Origin of the sequence: Pseudomonas sp. IT-P294, from assembly GCF_949767865.1 — a bacterium.
GTDB lineage: Bacteria > Pseudomonadota > Gammaproteobacteria > Pseudomonadales > Pseudomonadaceae > Aquipseudomonas.
The window spans coordinates 241,820-261,219 of the sequence record NZ_CATKQW010000002.1; the positions used below are offsets into that span (position 1 = coordinate 241,820).

A 19,400-nucleotide genomic window follows, 5' to 3' on the forward strand; every position below is an offset into this window, starting at 1 on the left:
TTGTTCAGCATCAAATAGCCATCACCCCGAAATGGCCGATCAACTTCAGGATTGAATTTTTCAGCATGCAGCTCAGCGGTTTAAACAGCGTGTCCAATCGAGTTTTCGATTTCATTTGCCTCTGGATTCTTCCCGTTGGCTATTTTCTGCTCCTGTGCGCGATGTTTTTCCTGCCGGGCCGAAGTTTGCACCACAAGCTCTTTTATGGTCTGTTCAGCATTCCGGCATTGTTTGCCATTTGTCTGCGGCCTCGTGCATTCAAGGAGCTGCTACGCGAACCGATCTTCATTGCAGCGCTGGTGTTCGTCGCCTGGGCAATGATGAGTTTATCCTGGACCCCTGACAGCAAAAACTTCTTCGGCGAATTCAAGCCACCGCTGCATACATTGTTGTTGTTCGCAGGGTGTTACTTGCTGGTGCGTTATCGCAGCGAAATCGTTCAACCACTGTTGCTCACCGCCGCAATCGTGGGTCTGATTGGCACGGCCTACGACTTATTCATGTTTTCTCGCATCTACGAGCCCGGGCTTCGCCTGATCGGTGGCGGTGCGTTTGACAATCCTTTGCTCAGCTCTCACGTATTCGGATTTTTCTGCGCGTATTGGTTGAGTTTGAGCATGACTTGCAAGCGTAAGCAGGTGCTCTGGCTGAGCATCCCGGCGATGGCCGTGATGTTCGCCGCCGTCATTGCGACCGGCTCCAGAACCCCGCTGGTTGCCCTGACCATAGCCTCGTTGTGGCTGAGTTTCATCTGCTGGGGTCGCCGGTCCATGGTCTTGCTTGGCGTGCTGCTCGTCAGCGGGGCAACCGTAATCGTGCTGTTCTCACGGATGATCATTGAGCGCGGCGACTCTTATCGTTTCGAAATCTGGCAGTTGGCGCTGAACAAAATTGCTGAACACCCATGGATCGGTCATGGCTACAACGCTGACCTGGCCATAGACCCGGGGGTCGGAACGAACTTCCAGGAGCCTCATAGCTTTGCCTTGGGCGTTCTCTATTACGTCGGTATTTTAGGCTTGCTCCCGTGGTTGTTCTTTCAGGCCTGGGGTTTGTTGAGCAGCTGGCGTAATCGCCTGCAACCGCTGTTTATCATTGCCTCGACGTGGTTGATATTCGGGATTGGCGCGGGCCTGACCGAAGGTGGCGGCATTATCTCGCGACCTAAAGAGCACTGGTTTCTGCTATGGATTCCGTTGGCACTGATCGCCGCCCTGAGCATCAACCAGCGCGCCAAACGCCTGTTGGCAATGCCGGTCAAGGCACTGAAACCCGCAGACCTGCAAGCACTGACGGCCAATGCGCAGGTAATCGAAGAAGATGGCCTGGGCCCTAAAGTCCTGCGTCTGGTTGATGGCAGCTTCCTCAAGCTGTTCCGTCGCCGCCGCTGGTACACCTCGGGCAGTTTCAACCCGTATTCCGAACGCTTTGCCGTCAACAGCGAACAATTGCGCGACATGGGGATTCCCACCCCGAAAATTCTTGACCTGTACCGGGTACACGATGGCAGCAGTGCCGTGCACTACTTGCCACTCCCGGGCAACACCTTGCGCCAGGTGATGCAAGGCATTACAGCTCCGGCAGTGCGTCAGGCACTGGTGGAGCGGTTCGGCAAGTTCATGGCTCAACTGCATGAGCAAGGTGTGTATTTCCGCTCGCTGCACCTGGGCAACGTGTTGGTGCTTGAAGACGGTGAGTTCGGCCTGATCGACGTGGCCGACATGCGCATCTACCCTTCATCCCTGAACCTGTCGCTGCGTCAGCGCAATCTGCGCCACATGCAACGCTACACGGTGGATCGACGCTGGTTGTTCGAAGATCACTTCGAAGCGTTGCTCCAGGGATATGCCATGACGGCGTCAAAATCCGCTGTCGATAACCTGCACAGGCAAGTGCTGGCCGGGAGTATCCCGGTTCGGTCTCATTGATGACCGAAACCAACCCACTCATTGCGCTGGCAGCCTATCTGCTGGCCATCGTAACCTCCGCCCTGTTGTTGCGCGCTGTCCCGAAAATCGCCCGCCACCTGGAGCATTCCGGCGAAGGCCGTTACGCCAGCATTGACGGGTTGCGCGGCTATCTGGCGTTCGGCGTGTTCGTGCATCACTCAATCATTACCTGGATCTTCCTGCGCGTCGGGGTGATCGATTTTCCGCCGAGCAACTTTTACGCACAGCTCGGCCAGGGCAGCGTCGCGCTGTTTTTCATGATCACTGGCTTCCTGTTCTGGAACCGATTGCTCACCCAGGGACGTCAACACGACTGGCTCGCCTTTGCCGTGTCGCGATTGTTTCGCCTCTACCCGTTGTACCTGCCGCTGATGCTGATCGTATTTGTCACGGTGTTTTATCTGCAGAACTGGGAGCTCAAGGAACCTGTCATCCGTCTGATCGGCCAGATCCTGGCCTGGATGTCCTTCAACCTACCGGACGTCAACCAGTACCACCAGACCGGCATGTTGATCTCCAACGTCACCTGGACCTTGGTCTATGAGATGTTTTTCTACCTCGCCCTGCCGCTCGCCGCCATGGTGTTTATTTATCGCGCAACCTGGAAGCAAGCGGTGCTGTGCCTGATCGGCATCTATGCCGTTTACCAAGTGGTCGGCTGGGAACATTCGCTGAAAAAACATTTCCTGACGAGCTTCCTCGGCGGTATCGGCGCCGCATACTGGATACGCCGGCCACAACTGATGGCCTGGAGTCAGACACGAATGGCGGGAATTGTCGCATTGCTGGCATTGGCCATTGCATTCACGGCATTCAACCGCGCCTTCAGCCTTAGGCCATTGCTGCTCATGTCGTTGTTTTTCGTGATCGTTGCGTCCGGAAATAACCTGTTTGGCCTATTGAAACCGCGCAGCATCCGCTGGCTCGGGGAAATCAGCTACAGCACCTATTTGCTGCACGGGTTCGTGCTTTGGTTATTGGTGCAACGAGTGCCGCCTATGCTGGAACTGGATGCTCGCGACACTTCAACCTTTCTGGCGCTGCTGGCCGTGTGCAGCTGCCTGTTGATCGTCATCAGCAGCCTGACGTTCCTGTACATCGAACAGCCGGGTATCACCGCCGGCAAGAAAGTCTTGCAGTGGTTGCGGCAAGGCAGGAGCAGAAAGGTCGACAAGGGCCTGACGGAAAAGATCGCTCGCTGATTCACACACCCTCTAGCAACTGGCGCAGCCGAATGCAGGCTCGCCAGCTGTTAAGAGTAATGCGTCAAGACCTTAGTCTTTCTCCAAAGGCGAGAAGTACAGCCGCCCCAGACCACGCCAGGTCTTCTTGTTCCAGGCTTTGAACGGGATCTGTGCCAGCAGCTCGCGGGCCAACTTGCGATCGCGGTTGGAGGTTTTGAGAAACATTGAACTGAGGAATTTGTAGCGCACCTCATCGTACAGCGGATGATCGCTGAACAGCGCGTAGGAGCGCAGGATATTGTCGACCATGAAGCGGTGGTTCTTGTAGGAATTGGTGGGGTGCTTGCGATAGCGCGCCATCAATACATTCAGGCCATCGATGAAGTACCCTGCGCGGGTTACCTTCAATTCGATCAGCAAGTCTTCCAGCCGAATGCTCGGATCGAACCCACCCACCTTGTCCAGCGCTTCCCGACGGATCATCAGGGTCGGTGCGGGCGGATAGGGTTTGCGCTCCAGGAACATGTCATCGAAGTCCAGGCGCCGAAACGGCACATCACGGCGCTGGCGCTTCTCGGGAAACAGATTGCCGTCGGCGTCGATCAGCTCGATGTTACCGGCGCAGATACCGACCTCAGGCTTGCCATCCATGTAGGCCACCTGCGTCGCAATACGTTCCGGGAGCATGATGTCGTCGGAACCGAATGGCACGATCAGGCTGCCCTTTGAACGGGCTATGGCGGCATTGAGGGTATTCGTCAGACCCTGGTTCTGTTGAACCCGGAAATCGAAGCCGTACTTTTCCTGCAATACCTTGATGCGCTCGACACTGTCGTCACTGGAACCATCATCGACCACCAGCAGTTCGATGTTCTTATAGGTCTGATTGAGGACGCTGAGGATACTTTCCTCGATGTAGCGAGCGTGGTTATACGACGCGATGATGACGGTTACGAGAGGTTGCGCGTCGCTCATGGTTGTTCCTTGCGAGCTTTTTCAAGGCCCGATTCGATCAGATTCAGGTATTCCTGGCGGAACACCTCGATGTCATGCTCTTTTTGCAGATAACGGAACGCCTGCTCACCCTTGGTCTTGAGTTCGTCATCCGACAGGGCAAGGTAGTTATCCAGCGCCGTGATCAGGCTCGGCACATCCTTCGGCGTAATCGCCAACCCGCCAGCCCCTTCGATCAACGGCAGCATTGCCGGTACATTCGAGGCGATCACCGGCAGGTGTCCGCTCATCCCTTCCAGCAACGCCAGGCCCAGCCCTTCAGCCAGGGACGGCATGGTCCAGACATCGAACGCACGAATGTACTGCAAGGCGATTTCCTTGAAGCCCAAAAGGTGTGCGCGACCGGTCAGGCCCAGGCGCTCGATCTCGGCTGCCAGTTTCGACTCTTCGCGACCGGCACCGATGATCGCCAATTGGGTGTTCGGGTATTTGTCCTTGAGCGCGGCAAACGCCTGCAGCAGATAGGTGTGTCCCTTGACCGGCACCAGGCGACCCAACGCGCCGATCAAGCGCACCGACGGATCGATACCCAGCATCTCGCGGGCGCGCTCACGACTGTGCTGCAAGCCTTCGGCCTGCTCGATGTCGATCGCGTTGGTGATGGCGTAGGTGTTCTGGTCGGTGAAACCGCAGTCGCAGTCCAGCAGGTACTGTTTGACGGCCGGCGATACGCCGACAAAACGCCAGTGACGATCGATCAGGCGCTGGGTCTGGCGACGCCGGTAAAACCGGTCGTACTCGCCAAAGCCGTGGGAGATGCCAATGCACAGCGGCACTTTCAACCAACGGTTGAGGGTCAGCATCATGTTCACGGGTTTGAAGCGGTTGCAGATCACCACGTCGAATTTTTCCGCGCGGCAAAATTTGTACAGCCGCCACATCGCCCGCAGGCGCATGCCCTTGAGGGACTTGTCGGAGAACTCGAAATACACCGAACGGTCAGCCCGGCTCACGGCCTCGCCTGGCCCAGGCTTGCCACGCAGGAACGCTGCGGTCACTTCATAGCGCTCGCTCGGCAAAGCCTTGACGATCTGCTCCGCAAGGTCGGCAAAATCATGGGCTTTGACGTTGTAGTCAGGCTGCAACTGCAGAACCTTTGACCGTTGACTCATAACTCTCCCCGGTGAAAACCAGTCGCATCGATGACCCAGGTTGCTTCGGTGGCAATATGCCGGACCTCGGCTGGGTCGGGTAGAGGCAACCGTGACCACTCATTGCGCTTCCAGCAGACGAAGTGGAAATACGGAAACCGGCGATCGCCATCGCGATCGTTGCTCAAACAGCCATTGCGCCAATACCAGTGGCGCGGAAAATCATCCGTGCCGTCGTGCCACTTGATGCAGCCTCCCGGGGTGCTGAACGCCTCGGTGAATTCACTGCGTCGTCGAGACGGATTGAGCTTGCCCACCCAGGTGAACAAGGGCTCGGGAAAATTTTTGCGCCAGTGGAAGATTCGGCTGAATGCGCCCTCGTCCAGCGCGTGGTGCACTTGGTCGGTAAAGCGCTTTCGCCAGTCCTTCATCTTCATGAACAACTCACGCTTTCGGGTGTTATTGCGCATCAGGCAAAGATGACCCGCGACCCGTCGCTCGTGAGTCGAGAACAGGTCATGACCGGCCAGTCGCTCCGAGGTGAAATAACTGCGAAGGTCACCATACACCAGATCAATATCGCCGAATCCCCAGAAATCATAGCCTTGCAGGCGGTCGGCATGAATATGCCCCAGCGCCGGCTTGATATCGCAGAGTTTATAAGGCGCATCCGGCACAAAGTCGATGCCGAGCCGTCTAGACACCAGCACACAGTACTCACTGAATGTCATGCATTCGACCGTGACGTTGGGCGGCAGATGCTCCGGGACACCGCAGTCGCTGAACAGCAACCAGTCGATATCGGGGTTACGACGACAACTCTCCAGAAAGAACGGCATCCAGAACGGCCAGCAGCCGAAATACGGAATCAAAAAAACTATACGTGGGCATGGGTTGATCACAGAAGAATCACTACAGTTGTTTGAGTCGCAGCCATGCTAGGCCGCGCAGAACTTCATTTCTGCTGCCTAGGTGTTTCAGTATGCTTCAAAAGCCATAGCAACTCGTGACGCCTGACCGCTTTACGAAAAAATTCGTTTTCGCCATACAGCGGCGGCGCTCTGCGGGCCAACAGTCGCTGTATCAACCGACGCACACGGCGCTTGAATGGCATGGGCGGTTGCAGGTCATGCATCATGCCCAGCGCCATGGCTTTATCTCGCTGCAAATCCAGCGACAGCGGCAGGCAGTACGGCTCCATCGGCGGGACCGAGTCAAAGGCCGGAGGCAGTGCGATGCCGTGGCCTGCATCACCCATTGGCCAACGGTCGTTGTCGTGCAAATGGTTGGCGTAGCCGAGCAGTGTCGTCGGCTGCCACTCCAGCCCCTGCAAGGCCTCGAGGACCGCTTGCTGGGCGCAGATATGATCAGGGTGCGGATCGAGTATCGGGTGTGGCAACACGATCACTTCAGGCCGCGCGCGCAGCAGCAACTCGCGCAGATCGGCCAACAGATTGTTCCAGGTCGCAGCGCCGTCAACATCGCCCGGGAGGGCAAATGGATTCAACTGGCGAAACACTCGGGTGTCGTTCAGGTCCGCTTCGCGCGAGCCCACCGGTTGAGTCGGTGCGGCCTGCATCGCCGCCAGTTGCAGACAGAAATAACCCAACTGAACGCAATGTGCTTCAGGCACACCGGCCCAACGCGGCACCGCGATGCTGTCCCAGGCGCGCAAACGCCCCTTGAGGCGTGCTGCCTCGACCTTGTTCAGGCCCAGTTGTCGATAGTGTTCAGCTTCGATTTCGCCGGCGGTGAGCGTGACAATCCAGGCTTCATCGGCCTGGCTGTATAGACCATAGGCCGCCAACTCTGCATCGTCGGCGTGGGGCGCGATCACCATCACACGCTGGCGTCGATAATCAGGTTGTTCGAATGCCCAGAGTACGGGCTCGCCGAGCAATCGGCAGAACCGCCCACGCAGCCGTAATTCACCTCGCGATAGCACGCGCGCCTGACCGCTGAGGTTCAGGTAACGCAGGCCGTTGACGCCCCGTTCGAAGGTTTGCCGATCGGGATTCTCGCCGCCCGCCAGCTCGACCACCGGATCGATAAAGCGTCCCAGCCACGTGCTTTTTATCCGCAGCGCCAGCACCAGCGTGGCGTCGTCGACCAGCATGACGCCTTCGTCCAGCCGTAGACGCTCACCGTCCAGATGAACCTTGGGCTGTTGGGTGTAAGGCGCAAAACTGTATTGGTAATCGTCTTTGGGCGAATAGAACAAATGGTCGGCGAACCAGGCCTCGTGGGCAATCCAGCCCAACACCGCCAACACCGGCGGCAACCACCAGGCCACCCACACGCCGATGGCAATCAGCAGCACCAGTGCGATCAACAGACCGATGCGCTTGTTGCGACGATGGCGTTTGAGCAGTTGCTGTTTGCGGCTCATGGGCTGTCTCACACGGTGAAAACCGGCACGGGATTGCACCAGCGGTCCTTGTATTCACGATCAGCGCGACCGAAGGAAAACCGCAAGGGCTTATCCAGGGCCCGCGCATGCTCCCAGGCACTTTGAGTATTGAGAAAACTCAGCACGCTGCCGGGGCTGAACTCGCGCGTTTGAGGGTCGACTCCCCCGTTGATGTATTCAACGCTGATCCACTGCGGCGCCTCGACCCGATACACGAGCTGAATCGCAATCGGCGCATCGTTGAGGAAAATCACCGAGCCGATCAGGAAGTCGCGCAGCAGTTCGATCACCTCGCCCATGCGCTCGGCCCCGGTGGCCGGGAAGCCCCAGCGACGCTGGAACAGGTCGCAGTAAATCGCTGCCAGCTCAGCGCTGGAGAAATCGGCGACCGGGCGCACCACCCCGCCCGCCTCTTCCAGCAGGCGCAATTCACGGCGCTGGTTGTAGCGAAATTTTTTCGACAATTCTTCGGGCGTACGGGCCATTGCCAGCTGTTCGGCCTGCAACTTGATGTCGGTGAAGCGGCCTTCGCTCAAGGCCGACAAATACCGCCCGCGATGGCGCAGAGGTGCTTGAGCATCCGCGGCGGCCGGCAGGATCAGCTCGGCATTACCGAGGTCGAACAGGCCCTTTTTACCGCGGCGCTTGAGCACATCCTTGGACAGCGCCAGGTCGCGCCCCCAGGTCGGTATCGCAGCTTTGACTTCACCGTTTTGCTCCCAGGCCAGGTACCGCACCGGGATCTCGGCCAACTGCGCAAGGCGTTCAACCACCAGGGGATGAGTTGCGACGCTGCCGCCAAAACGCTGCCAGGCCTGGGCATAAGTCGGGGCGTCGACCACCGCCCAGCCACGTTCGCGCCAGCCTTGAAATCGGTTGAGCATCAGGCCCTCTGCGCCAGTTCTGTGACGTGTGGCAAATGCCAGAAAACCTCACGTACCGCGCGGTCGGAGAAATGCTCGCGCAAGCGATCAAGCATCAGTTCGGCACACTGGTGACGTTGCTGGTCGTCCATTGCGGCCAGGTGTTGCAGCCCTTGGGCCAAGTGCTCGGCATCGCCCAGCGGAAACAGAATGCCCACCCCTTCAACGATCTCCTTCGCCCCACCGCACGCGGTGGCGAGCAACGGAATGCCGGCGGCCATGGCTTCCAACAGCACCATGCCGAAGGGTTCGTGATCAGAGCTCAAGGCAAACACGTTGAATGCGCGGAAATAGCGGCGCGCATCCGGTACTTGACCGAGGAACAGCACACGATCGCCGATACCCAATTCACGGGCCAGGGCCTTGAGGTCCTGTTCGAGTCGACCGCTACCCAGGATCACCAACTGACTGTTGGCCGGCAAGCCCGGCAACGCTGCGGCAAAACCGTGCAGCAACGTGGTCTGGTCCTTGTCCGGATGCAGCCGCCCGACGTTGCCGACAATCCAGGCGTCCGCCGACAGGCCGAGGGTTTCCCGTGCCTCGCGGACCGACACCTGGCTGGTCTGCAACGCCGGCACATCGATACGGTTATAGAGTGTCTGAATCCGCTCGGCCGGCCATTTCGGCAGGCAACTGCGCATGTCATCACGCACCGCATCGGAAACCCCGAGCAGGCTCAGGCGCTTGCGAAATAGATTGGAGAAAAGTTTGCGGGTGCCGCGCTTGTAATCGCCAAACGCGTGGTGCACACCGATCACCGGCAGCGAGGTGCCGAGCAAGGCGATGTAGATCGGCTTGAACCGGTGAGCGATGCAGAAACTGAAATTGCGTGAAGCGGCAATCTTGCGCAGATCGCTGATGGCGCCCAGCTTCAGGCCACGGATGGCCTTGGAGCTGTACTCCATGAACAGCACTTCGTCGGAAGCGCAGCCTGCAGCGACGTCGCTGTCGGCGGCGCCGGTGAGGAACACCGTTGTCACGCGATATCCAGTCCCGGCGAACAGGCTGGCGTACTGCCGGGCGCAGTCCAGAAACGGCCCGTCATAGCCGTGACAGAACTGCAGCACATGGCGTTCAGCCGAGCGTGTCATAAGCGTTCGCACCCTCTTTGACCACCAGAATGTCTTCCATGATCAGGTACTGCAGGTCCGAGCCGAAGAACATGTTCAGAGCGTCGGTCGGCGAGCAGATCATCGGTTCGCCGCGACGGTTGAGCGAGGTATTCAGCGACACGCCGTTGCCGGTCAATACTTCCAGCGCCTTCATCATGTCGTAGTAGCGCGGGTTGTATTCGCGCTTGAGCACCTGGGCCCGGGAAGTGCCATCTTCGTGGACAACTTCCGGCACGCGGGTCTTCCACTCTTCAGCCACTTCAAAGGTGAAGGTCATGAACGGCGCAGGGTGATCGATCTTGATCATCTGCGGCGCAACGGTGTCGAGCATCGACGGGCAGAAAGGCCTCCAGCGCTCGCGGAACTTGATCTGGTGGTTGATGCGGTCAGCGACACCGACGGCACTTGGGCAGCCAATGATCGAACGACCGCCCAAGGCACGCGGACCGAACTCCATGCGTCCCTGGAACCAGGCCACCGGGTTGCCATCGACCATGATCTTGGCGATGTTTTCCGGCATGTTCTCAAGCTTGCGCCAGACCGGCTTGCTCGGGTGACGGGCACAGGCAGCGAGCACGTCTTCGTTGGTGTAGGACGGGCCGAGGTAGACGTGTTCCATCTTTTCGACCGGAACACCACGGGCGTTGGACACGTAAGCTGCAGCGCCCACCGCCGTGCCGGCATCGCCGGACGCAGGCTGCACGAACAACTCTTTTACGTCATCGCGGGCGATGATTTTCTGATTGAGCTTGACGTTCAACGCACAGCCGCCGGCGTAGGCCAGCTTGCCGGTTTCCTTGAGCACATCGCCCAAGTAGTGGTCGATCATCTGCAGCGCGATTTTTTCAAACAGTGCTTGAATGCTCGCCGCGTAGTGGATGTACGGCTCGTCAGCGATGTCACCTTCGCGCTTGGGCCCCAGCCACTCGATCAGCTTCGGCGAGAAGTAGTAACCTTTACCCTTCTCTTTGTAACGACGCAGGCCGATGACGTTGGCATAGTCGGTGTTGATCACCAGTTCGCCGTTTTCGAACGACGCCAGGCGCGAGAAATCGTACTTGCTGGCGTCACCGTACGGCGCCATGCCCATGACCTTGAACTCGCCGTCCAGCATGTCGAAACCGAGGAACTCGGTGATCGCGCCGTACAGGCCGCCGAGGGAGTCCGGATCGAAGAATTCCTTGATCTTGTGGATCTTGCCGTTTTCGCCATAACCGAAGAAGGTCGTGGCGTACTCACCCTTGCCGTCGATCCCCAGGATCGCGGTTTTCTCTTTGAAACCGGAGCAGTGATAAGCGCTGGAGGCGTGGGCCAGGTGATGCTCGACCGGCTCGATCTTGATTTTCTTCGGATCGAAGCCCAGTTGCTCGAGGCACCAGACAATCTTGTTGCGATAACGCTTGTAGCGACGGTTGCCCATCAGGATCGCGTCAAGAGCGCGGTCCGGGGCGTACCAGTAACGCTTGGCATACTGCCAGCGAGCCTTGCCGAACAGGCTGATCGGTGCGAATGGAATCGCCACCACGTCAACGTCGGACGGCTTGATACCTGCCTGTTCGAGGCAAAACTTCGCCGATTCGTAGGGCATGCGGTTCTTTGCATGTTTATCGCGCACAAAGCGCTCTTCTTCAGCCGCAGCGACCAGCTTGCCGTCGATGTACAAGGCTGCGGAAGGATCATGGCTAAGGGCGCCGGACAGGCCAAGAATCGTCAATGCCACAGGGGTCTAGCCTCTTTAGTCTGCATGCAGGCGACAAGCGCCTCAAAAATTAATGTGCCCTCGCAAGGGGCGAGAGACAGCTAAAGGGCGGGATTATAGCGTAAACATGGCGGGAATGACCCAGCGCTTATTACCCTGCCTGGACTTAAGCGTGGCGCCCTGCTTATCCGCGCCCTGCTCGCCAGTAAATACCCAGATTGCCGTCAGTAGCCTGGCGGAAAATCGTATAGGGCAAGGACACCGTGTCGCAGATGCCCGAGAGCGTCAGATCGAGCAGCACCAAGGGTACCAGGACGCCCGTGGGATCCGGCGGAGCATGCAGGAGGCAGAAGTTGTAGGCCATACCGCTGTAAACACGGGGAATGGATTGGCAGTAGGTCTTTTGTTTTCGCAGGCCGCGAGCCGCGTCTTCGTCGTCTTGCAGCACTGTAAGCGCTGTTCCGCAGCCCGTTAAGGCCAGTGAAAAAGCCCCCATCGCAACAGCCATTTTTATCGTCAAAATCTGCCCTCCGTAAACGTCAGGCAAACTAGCATCGTGACTATTCAGGGCACAGTTCATGGAGTCTGCGGATCATGTAGGACAGTTCACAAAAACTTGTCCCCTTAATCTCGACTGACTGTTCTGGCCCCATCGCGAGCAAGCCCGCTCCCACGGTAATTCTGCGTCGGACAGATATTTTGTGTGTGACGCAGATACCCTGTGGGAGCGGGCTTGCTCGCGAAGGGTCGAAGACCCGATTCAGGCAGCGCCAGAGATGTCTTTGGGAAGCCGCTGATCGATGACTTTGTAGAGCGCGCTTTCTTCAGGCCAGTTACGCATGAACCGCGCCCGATCCCGCGCATACGCCGGAGCAAAGCTGCCCGTCGAGCCATGCTGACACATCGAATCCAGGTCGATCAGCGCCCAGCGATCCTGCTGCCAGAACAGGTTGTGACCCTTGAAGTCGCCATGGCTGATGCGCTCGCGAATCAGCTCGGCAAACAAATGATCCAGCGCGGCCAGCTCAGCCTCGGGCGCATCACCGCTCTCAACGTAAGGCGCAAAGCGCTCGATGATGTCCGGTCCCGGCAAGTATTCCGTAATCAGGTAAGCCCGACCGCGCAACCAGAGAAACCGCTTCTCCAGCAACGCCAACGGTTTGGGCGTAGCGATGCCCAGAAACGCCAGACGATTGCCTTCGCGCCACGAGTGCCATGCACGGCTCGGACGCCAGAAGCGTTTGAGCCAATGTGCAAAGCCTTTGATGTTGTAGCGCTTGATCACCAGCGTCCGACCCGCCACATCGACCTTTCCTACGCTCGCCGCACCGCCGGTCTTATACAGGTGCCCCTGATCGAGCAAGGCATCGGCCTGTTCCAGCACCGGCAGCATCGCCGCTTCTTCCTCGCGACGAATAGCCCGCAGTCCAAACGGCCCGCGCTGAACGCTGAACAGCGTGCAATCGCGGCCCACCTTGGTCAGGTAGTCCTTCAAGCGCCAGCTGCGAACCTTGTCGATCTGCTTCTGCAACGCTTCCATTGGCAAGGCGTGCTCGCCATTGCTCAACAGGTAATACACCAACAACTCTTCGGTGAACGGCTCCAGCGACTTAGGTAGCTGGGCGAAAAACACACCGAGGTTCTCCAGGACTTTCTGCCGTGACAGCGGTTGGCCCGGTGTTTCGGCGCAAACGCCGCCACCATCGATCAGATACAGCCGACCGCGCTGACGCAATAGGTTGTCCAGATGCAGGTCTTCTTGCCAGAGCCCCTTGCGATGCATTTGGCCGATAGCGCCCAACGCCTCGGCCAGCACGGCCCCTTGCATATCGGCCAGCACTGGCAAGTGCTCGACCTGTTTCCAGGTATCCCCCAGGCTCTCGGCGCCTTCGAGGAAGTCAAACAACAGCCAGCCACCCTCGCCTTCTATCAAACCATCCGCCAGCAATTGCGGCGTGGTCAGGCCTTGATCGGCCAGCAAGCGAACACCGGCCAGTTCACGTTGAAAATGCCGGGCCGCCTTGCTGCCAACCAACAACTTTGCCAGCACTGGCCGACCACGCCAGACGCCGGCGCCAACATAACGCTGTCCCGGCAATACGCGTAGCAAACTCAACAACTGCAATTGGCCGGGGCCGGCAGCATCGGCCAGGGAAATACTCATCGGCAAGCTCGGGCTGCGGCCGGCGTTTTTCAGCTCGGACAAATGCATCAACGTGTCTCCTTATGACTGCGCCGGGCAGTCAGGCGCGACATCCAACTGTCCACCAGTGAACTGTCCTGAGGCTGCTCGAGATAGACCGCCAAAAACTCGCGCAACTGCGCATCGGTCCATTCCGGGGCGCGCCGCAGCAACGGCTCCAGGTCTTTGATACGGTCACGCTGACCAAACAGCAACGGCCGGGTTTTCTCCAGGTCGATCAGCTGCGCCTCATAACCGTCGCCCGTGGCTCGCAGGAAAATATGCTTGGGGTAGAAACACCCGTGAACCTGGCGCACGCCGTGAAGCTGCCGCGCCAGTTCGCCACAGGCTTTCATAATGGCCGAGTGTTGCTCCTCGCTCAGCTCCGACCAGCACTGCAACAGTGAATCCAGATCATCCCAGCCATCCAGGGCGCGAGTCAGCAGCACCGCACGGACTTCGCCATCGAATTTTCGCTCGCCAAAAAACGCCGCCTGCAGTGCCGGAATGCCGAGCTTCTGATAGAGACTGATGTTGCGAAACTCACGAGCGAAACTCGGCTCGCCGAAGGGCGCGCGCAAAGTGCGGGTCAGGTAATTGCTTTGGCGCTTGAGGTAAAAGCCCTGACCTTCCAGATCCAGCCGAAACACACTGCTCCAGCCATCGCTAACGGTATTGGGCTCATCGACTGCGTCGAGCTGCTTGGCCCAAAGTTCGTCGAAGGTGCCGAGGCCGTGATGCTCAAGGAGCATACGGTCTTCGGCAGCCAGAAAATCAGTCATTCACGCCCCTTAAAAAATCTCACCACGTGCCGTATGCGTTTTTTGTCGTCGGCATCGAGCCGATCACGCTGGCGGTATTGCAGATAAAAACGCAGGCGCTGGGTCGCCGACAGGTGATATTTGGCCACCTTGTCGAGACAGGCCAGGTCTTTAGTAATTCGGTACTTGAGCCAGAAGCCGCGCCAGAAATCGCCGTTGGGGCAATCGATCAGAAACAGCTTTGCCTCATCGTCGACCAGCAGGTTGCGCCACTTCAGATCGTTATGGGTGAAGCGCTTGTCGTGCATGATCCGGGTGTACCCAGCCAATTGGCGACTGACGACGTCAACCCAAACGCGGTCCGCGAGCCTGGGATCGTGCCGGTTAGCAAGGACTGACAAGTCTTCGGTATTGGGCAGTTCGCGGGTAATCATCGCACCTCGGGCATACGCCGCACCGCGCCGTTCCAGGCCCCAGGCCACGACTTCAGCGGTGGGAATGCCCCACTTGGCGAAACGCTTGAGGTTCTGCCATTCGGCCTTGACCCGGGGTTTGCCCAGATAGCGGCGCAGGCCCTTGCCGGCGCCCACGTAGCGCTTGACGTAATAATTGACGCCATTGCGGTTAACGCGGATGACCTCGGACAACGGGTCGAGGGTCACGCGCTCACCCTGAAGGGCGAACACCGCTTCCAGGCTGCCAAAATCTTCCGCCAGATCGCTGTAAGCAGACCCCAGTTTCCAACCCGGCATCAGAGCGCGTCTCCGTATCGCTGTTTACGGTCGTAAAGTTTGTTGGCTTTGCCTTCAAGCCAGGCAAGCAGCGAGGCTTCTTCGGCCAGAATCTGGCGCAATGGCTGCTGGAAATAGCCTTTGAGGAAGCGCAGCTTGTCACGCCGGGTCAGGCCAATGTCCAGCGCTGAGAAATACAGCGCCGCCAGGTCTTTGTCGCGCCAGCGCCGGGTAATTGCCGGACGGGTCTGGGCGCGGTGCAGGTCAATCACCGAGAGTTTGAAGTCATCGGCCGTCACCGGTTTATCGGTGTGCAGCAGAAAGTGGCAGATGTAGCAGTCGCGGTGGTTGACCCCGGCGCGGTGCATCATGCCCGTCATCCGGGCGACTTCAGCGATCAGCGCGCGCTTGAGCCTGGGCTCGGGCGGCTGCTTGACCCAATCGATGCTGAAGTCTTCGAGGCTGACAGTGGGCGCCAGCTCTTCGGTGACAATAAAAGAGTGCTGGTCCGCCGGGTTGCTGCCCTTCTCGCCATAAGCCACGGCGGTCATGGTGGGCACGCCGACTTCTTTGAGGCGTTGAATGGCTTTCCATTCCTGCCCTGCGCCGAGGACCGGCAATTTGGCGGTCAGCAGGTTCTTGAAAATCTCACCCCAGCCAATGCCGCGGTGAATCTTCACGAAGAAGCCATTGCCGTTCACTTCAGTGCGCAACGTCCGGCGTGCTTCCAGCTCACGGTAAACCTCACCCTGCAGGCTTTCGACTTCAGTGAACGCATCCCGTCCGGCCCACAGGCTCTTGAACGGTTCAGCCAGCATCAACTTCATTAAGCGTGCTCCGCCAGAATCACATCGGCCGCGTGCTGCGGCATGCTATAGAGGTCGGCCGTCTCGGCGAAAGCCAGACCGTTGCGGCTCCAGGCCGCCCGTGCCTGAGCGTCGTTCAACATGCCGGTCAGGTACTGCGTCAGTTGCGCCTGATCGAATGGTTCGTCCAGCACCAGGCCGGCGTCGGCCTCGGCAATGTAATGGGCGTAACCACAGACTGCGCTCACCAATACCGGCAACCCGGCCACCACGGCTTCGAGCAACACGGTCCCGGTGTTTTCGTTGTACGCCGGGTGGATCAACAGATCGGCACCGAGCAGGAAACGAGGAATATCGCTGCGACCCTTGAGGAACGTCACGTTGTCGCCGAGCCCTAAAGTGGCGCTCTGCATCTGGAACAATTTGGGGTCATCCTGGCCAATTACAAACAGCCGGGTGCGTTTCTTCAGATCAGCGGGCAATGCGGCCAGCGCCTTGAGGCTGCGATCGACACCCTTTGTCTTGAACCCGGAGCCGATCTGCACCAGCAGCAATTCATCGTCCTTGAGGTTGAATTCGCGACGGAATCCAGCACGAATCTCGGCCGCATTGGCCGGCGCGCGACGGTCCTGGGAGATGCCCGGTGGCAGCAAATGAAAGCGTTCCAGCGGCGTGTCGTAATACTTGATGAACAGCGGCTGCTGGACCTCGGAGATCATCAGCACTTCGGTCTTGGCGTCCTTGGCGAACACCGCGCGCTCGTACTCGGCGAAGTGCCGGTAGCGGCCCCAGCGACGGTAAAGCGAGTTGCGCAGATTTTGCGCCTTGTCTTCGAAGCAGCCGTCGGCGGCGTAGTAGACGTCCAGGCCCGGCATCTTGTTGAAACCGATGAGTCGATCCACCGGACGCTTCGTCAGATCCGCTTCCATCCATTCGCTGAGCTTTTCGTTGCGGCGATGATTGAAGAACGCTTTGACCGGCGCGACGAGCACTTCGAAACCCGGCGGCACGTCGCCCTCCCAGATCAGCGTGTAGACACGAATCTGATGGCCGCGCTGCTGGCACTCCAGGGCAATGCGCATGAAGTCGCGCTGCAAGCCCCCGAATGGAAAGTACTTGTACAAGACGAATGCCAATTGCATCAGCGCAGCTCCTCAGCCAATAACAACGTGCTCAGTCGAGTCGCGACACGCTCGGGATTCAGGCGAGTGAAGCACAGCGGCCACTCGCGCTTCAGGTCGAACCGACGGGCATCTTCGGCCGTCGGTTGATAGGTGCATTTCTTTTGCAGGCACGGCGCACAGGGGAAATCGCTGGCGATGTGAATCTGCGCCTTGCCGTAGGCGCCGGTCAGGCCCGGGTTGGTCGGCCCGAACAGCGACAAGGTCGGCACGTCGAGCGCCGCGGCCAGATGACCGAGGCCGGTGTCCACGGCCACACAGGCCTGGGCACCCGCCAATACTTTGCCGACGCCCGCCAGGTTCAGCTTGGGCAACACTTCGACGTGGCGAAAGCCTGCGGCGATGCGCTCGGCCCGGGCCTTCTCGATCGGGTTGCCCCACGGCAGCTTCACCGCGACGCCGAGGTAACCGACCCGCTCGGCCAATTCGCGCCAGTAGGCTTCCGGCCAGTGTTTGGTGTCCCACGTGGTGCCATGCAGAAACAGCACGTAAGGATTCTTGCGCGGCAGTTCCACCAGGCGCTCGACATTCAAGCCGTAATCGCCCAGCCCCTTGGGCAAGTCGTAGCCCAATGCCAGGGCGAACAACTGACGCACCCGCTCAACCGCGTGTTGCCCACGCCCCACCGCCAGGCGACGGGAATAAAAGCGCGCGGCAATCGGTTCGCGTGCTGAATCCTTGTCCAGCCCGGCGACCGGTGCTTTGACATAGCGGGTCAGCCAGGCGCTTTTCAGCAGGCCCTGAGCATCAATCACCAGATCGTATTTCGAAGCGCGAACGCTTTGTTTGAAGCGCTTCCACTCGCCGCTTTTGATGGTTTGCCAGAGGTTCTTGCGCCAGCGACGGATCGCCACCGGAATCACCTTGCTCACGGCCGGGTGCCAGGTCGGGATTTCGGCGAAGCCTTCTTCCACCACCCAGTCGAACTGGATGCCGGGGATCGCCCGCGCCGCGTCGGTCAGCGCCGGCAACGCGTGAATCACGTCGCCCAGCGATGAAGTCTTGATCAGCAGAACGCGCAAACTATTTGACCTCGACCACAGTGCCCTGCAACCGCTGCAAAGCTTCGTTCACGGCTTGCGGCATGAGCTGGCGCAGACAGTTGTAATGACCGAAACGGCAGGTGCGGTCGAAGCAAGGGCTGCACTCCAGGCCCAGGCGCACAATCTCGACGTGTTCGGCCAAAGGTGGCGTGAAACCCGGCGATGTCGAGCCGTAGACCGCGACCAGCGGGCGGTTCAGCGCCGCAGCAACGTGCATCAGGCCGGAGTCGTTGGACACCACCGAATCAGCACAGGACATCAGGTCGATGGCTTCAGCCAGCGAGGTGCCGCCGCTGAGGTTCACTGATTCTTCACGCAGACCCGGAATCAGCCGCGCGCGAATGTCTTCGCCGACCGCGTGATCGTTTTTCGAGCCGAACAACCAGACTTGCCAGCCTTCGCGGATCTTCGCTTCGGCGACTTTGGCGTAATGCTCGGACGGCCAGCGCTTGGACTCGCCGAACTCAGCGCCGGGGCATAGCGCCAACACCGGACGGTCCAGGGTCAGGCCGAATTTGGCCAGCGCCGCCTCGCGAGTGACCGGGTCGATCCGCAAGCTCGGCCGCGGATACGGTTTCGGCAGCTCGACACCGGGCTCGAAGGCCAGGGCCATGAAGCGCTCGATCATCAGCGGATAACGTTCTTTATCCAGGGTCCGCACATCATTGAGCAGACCGTAGCGGAACTCGCCACGCCAGCCCGTACGTTTCGGGATGCCGGCAAAGAACGGCACGAGCGCCGACTTCAGGGAGTTGGGCAACAGGATCGCCTGGTCATACTGGCCGGCCAGGGATTTACCGATGCGTCGACGCGTCGCCAGTTCAAGGACGCCATGGCCGAGCGGAAAGCTCAAGGCCTGACGGACTTCGGGCATACGCTCAAGAATCGGCCGGCTCCACTCGGGGGCCAGGACGTCGATTTCGCACTGCGGGTGGCGCTGCTTGAGGCACTGAAACAGTGTCTGCGCCATCACCATGTCACCGACCCAGCTGGGCCCAACGATCAGAATTTTCATGTGGTTTCCAAAAACGAAACCGGGGAGGCATACGCCTCCCCGCCTCGAGAATCACTGTGGGAGCAGGGTTGCTTGCGATGGGTCATCACCTTCAACATTGCTGTCGACTGTCACTCCGCTATCGCGAGCAGGCTCGCTCCTACATTGGGTATTGGTGCACATCCAGTGCTGCAGCCTAGCTGCCTCAATCTACAAAACAACGCAGATCTACTGTGGGAGCGGGCTTGCTCGCGAAGAGGCCATCACATTCAACATCCATGTCGACTGACACTCCGCCTTCGCGAGCAAGCCCGCTCCCA

17 protein-coding genes are annotated in these 19,400 nt (G+C 59.1%); 2 read left to right on the forward strand and 15 right to left on the reverse strand.

Annotation, left to right across the window (positions count from 1 at the left end; translation table 11 throughout):
• The first annotated feature begins 65 nt into the window (after positions 1-65).
• Together ACM6I0_RS02320 and ACM6I0_RS02325 are read left to right on the forward strand one after the other, a co-directional pair.
• A complete protein-coding gene (locus ACM6I0_RS02320) occupies positions 66-1,928 on the forward strand; it encodes a bifunctional O-antigen ligase/aminoglycoside phosphotransferase family protein (RefSeq protein ID WP_285435961.1) in 1,863 nt (620 codons plus the stop codon).
• Positions 1,928-3,151, forward strand: coding sequence for an acyltransferase family protein (locus tag ACM6I0_RS02325; RefSeq protein ID WP_414921363.1), 1,224 nt, complete (start codon positions 1,928-1,930; stop codon positions 3,149-3,151). The genes ACM6I0_RS02320 and ACM6I0_RS02325 overlap by 1 nt, the downstream gene beginning before the upstream one ends.
• A gap of 72 nt (positions 3,152-3,223) precedes the next feature.
• On the opposite strand, the gene ACM6I0_RS02330 is transcribed toward ACM6I0_RS02325, so the two are convergent.
• From ACM6I0_RS02330 to waaF, 15 genes are all read right to left on the reverse strand, one after another.
• Entirely contained in the window at positions 3,224-4,108 is an 885-nt protein-coding gene (locus tag ACM6I0_RS02330; RefSeq protein WP_414921364.1) for a glycosyltransferase, read from the reverse strand.
• Positions 4,105-5,259, reverse strand: coding sequence for a glycosyltransferase family 4 protein (locus tag ACM6I0_RS02335; RefSeq protein ID WP_414921365.1), 1,155 nt, complete (start codon positions 5,257-5,259; stop codon positions 4,105-4,107). Before ACM6I0_RS02335 ends, ACM6I0_RS02330 begins: the two co-directional genes overlap by 4 nt.
• A complete protein-coding gene (locus ACM6I0_RS02340; protein WP_414921366.1) occupies positions 5,256-6,140 on the reverse strand; it encodes a DUF6625 family protein in 885 nt (294 codons plus the stop codon). The genes ACM6I0_RS02335 and ACM6I0_RS02340 overlap by 4 nt, the downstream gene beginning before the upstream one ends.
• 53 nt (positions 6,141-6,193) lie before the next feature.
• Positions 6,194-7,627: a PIG-L deacetylase family protein gene (locus ACM6I0_RS02345; RefSeq protein ID WP_414921367.1), complete on the reverse strand. Its 1,434-nt coding sequence runs from the start codon at positions 7,625-7,627 to the stop codon at positions 6,194-6,196.
• A gap of 8 nt (positions 7,628-7,635) precedes the next feature.
• Positions 7,636-8,532 (reverse strand): antimicrobial resistance protein Mig-14, encoded by an 897-nt coding sequence (locus ACM6I0_RS02350; RefSeq protein WP_285435955.1) that lies wholly within the window; start codon positions 8,530-8,532, stop codon positions 7,636-7,638.
• Positions 8,532-9,662, reverse strand: a complete 1,131-nt coding sequence (locus tag ACM6I0_RS02355; protein WP_414921368.1) for a glycosyltransferase — start codon at positions 9,660-9,662, stop codon at positions 8,532-8,534. Before ACM6I0_RS02355 ends, ACM6I0_RS02350 begins: the two co-directional genes overlap by 1 nt.
• On the reverse strand, positions 9,646-11,403 hold the full coding sequence (locus tag ACM6I0_RS02360; protein WP_208670371.1) for a carbamoyltransferase: 1,758 nt from the start codon (positions 11,401-11,403) through the stop codon (positions 9,646-9,648). Before ACM6I0_RS02360 ends, ACM6I0_RS02355 begins: the two co-directional genes overlap by 17 nt.
• A 163-nt stretch (positions 11,404-11,566) precedes the next feature.
• On the reverse strand, positions 11,567-11,902 hold the full coding sequence (locus ACM6I0_RS02365) for a YceK/YidQ family lipoprotein (RefSeq protein ID WP_285435976.1): 336 nt from the start codon (positions 11,900-11,902) through the stop codon (positions 11,567-11,569).
• Between the two features lie 240 nt (positions 11,903-12,142).
• A complete protein-coding gene (locus tag ACM6I0_RS02370; RefSeq protein WP_285435953.1) occupies positions 12,143-13,594 on the reverse strand; it encodes a lipopolysaccharide kinase InaA family protein in 1,452 nt (483 codons plus the stop codon).
• Complete coding sequence (locus ACM6I0_RS02375; RefSeq protein WP_285435951.1) at positions 13,594-14,346, reverse strand: lipopolysaccharide kinase InaA family protein; 753 nt, start codon at positions 14,344-14,346, stop codon at positions 13,594-13,596. Before ACM6I0_RS02375 ends, ACM6I0_RS02370 begins: the two co-directional genes overlap by 1 nt.
• Positions 14,343-15,077 (reverse strand): lipopolysaccharide kinase InaA family protein, encoded by a 735-nt coding sequence (locus ACM6I0_RS02380; RefSeq protein WP_285435950.1) that lies wholly within the window; start codon positions 15,075-15,077, stop codon positions 14,343-14,345. Before ACM6I0_RS02380 ends, ACM6I0_RS02375 begins: the two co-directional genes overlap by 4 nt.
• Positions 15,077-15,883 carry a lipopolysaccharide core heptose(I) kinase RfaP gene (gene rfaP / locus ACM6I0_RS02385; protein WP_414921369.1) on the reverse strand — a complete coding sequence of 269 codons (807 nt, stop codon included), beginning with the start codon at positions 15,881-15,883 and terminating at the stop codon, positions 15,077-15,079. Before rfaP ends, ACM6I0_RS02380 begins: the two co-directional genes overlap by 1 nt.
• Positions 15,883-17,004: a glycosyltransferase family 4 protein gene (locus ACM6I0_RS02390; RefSeq protein ID WP_414921370.1), complete on the reverse strand. Its 1,122-nt coding sequence runs from the start codon at positions 17,002-17,004 to the stop codon at positions 15,883-15,885. The genes rfaP and ACM6I0_RS02390 overlap by 1 nt, the downstream gene beginning before the upstream one ends.
• Positions 17,004-18,065, reverse strand: coding sequence for a lipopolysaccharide heptosyltransferase I (gene waaC / locus ACM6I0_RS02395; protein ID WP_414921371.1), 1,062 nt, complete (start codon positions 18,063-18,065; stop codon positions 17,004-17,006). The genes ACM6I0_RS02390 and waaC overlap by 1 nt, the downstream gene beginning before the upstream one ends.
• Position 18,066: 1 nt before the next feature.
• Entirely contained in the window at positions 18,067-19,101 is a 1,035-nt protein-coding gene (waaF, locus tag ACM6I0_RS02400; RefSeq protein ID WP_414921372.1) for a lipopolysaccharide heptosyltransferase II, read from the reverse strand.
• Between the last annotated feature and the right edge of the window lie 299 nt (positions 19,102-19,400).

Excerpts from the sequence above, each read along its gene's own strand:
- ACM6I0_RS02320 (WP_285435961.1), top strand. The coding sequence starts at position 66 with ATGCAGCTCAGCGGTTTAAACAGCGTGTCCAATCGAGTTTTCGATTTC.
- ACM6I0_RS02325 (WP_414921363.1), top strand. The coding sequence starts at position 1,928 with ATGACCGAAACCAACCCACTCATTGCGCTGGCAGCCTATCTGCTGGCC.
- ACM6I0_RS02330 (WP_414921364.1), bottom strand. The coding sequence starts at position 4,108 with ATGAGCGACGCGCAACCTCTCGTAACCGTCATCATCGCGTCGTATAAC.
- ACM6I0_RS02335 (WP_414921365.1), bottom strand. The coding sequence starts at position 5,259 with ATGAGTCAACGGTCAAAGGTTCTGCAGTTGCAGCCTGACTACAACGTC.
- ACM6I0_RS02345 (WP_414921367.1), bottom strand. The coding sequence starts at position 7,627 with ATGAGCCGCAAACAGCAACTGCTCAAACGCCATCGTCGCAACAAGCGC.
- ACM6I0_RS02350 (WP_285435955.1), bottom strand. The coding sequence starts at position 8,532 with ATGCTCAACCGATTTCAAGGCTGGCGCGAACGTGGCTGGGCGGTGGTC.
- ACM6I0_RS02355 (WP_414921368.1), bottom strand. The coding sequence starts at position 9,662 with ATGACACGCTCGGCTGAACGCCATGTGCTGCAGTTCTGTCACGGCTAT.
- ACM6I0_RS02370 (WP_285435953.1), bottom strand. The coding sequence starts at position 13,594 with ATGCATTTGTCCGAGCTGAAAAACGCCGGCCGCAGCCCGAGCTTGCCG.
- ACM6I0_RS02375 (WP_285435951.1), bottom strand. The coding sequence starts at position 14,346 with ATGACTGATTTTCTGGCTGCCGAAGACCGTATGCTCCTTGAGCATCAC.
- ACM6I0_RS02380 (WP_285435950.1), bottom strand. The coding sequence starts at position 15,077 with ATGCCGGGTTGGAAACTGGGGTCTGCTTACAGCGATCTGGCGGAAGAT.
- rfaP (WP_414921369.1), bottom strand. The coding sequence starts at position 15,883 with ATGAAGTTGATGCTGGCTGAACCGTTCAAGAGCCTGTGGGCCGGACGG.
- ACM6I0_RS02390 (WP_414921370.1), bottom strand. The coding sequence starts at position 17,004 with ATGCAATTGGCATTCGTCTTGTACAAGTACTTTCCATTCGGGGGCTTG.
- waaF (WP_414921372.1), bottom strand. The coding sequence starts at position 19,101 with ATGAAAATTCTGATCGTTGGGCCCAGCTGGGTCGGTGACATGGTGATG.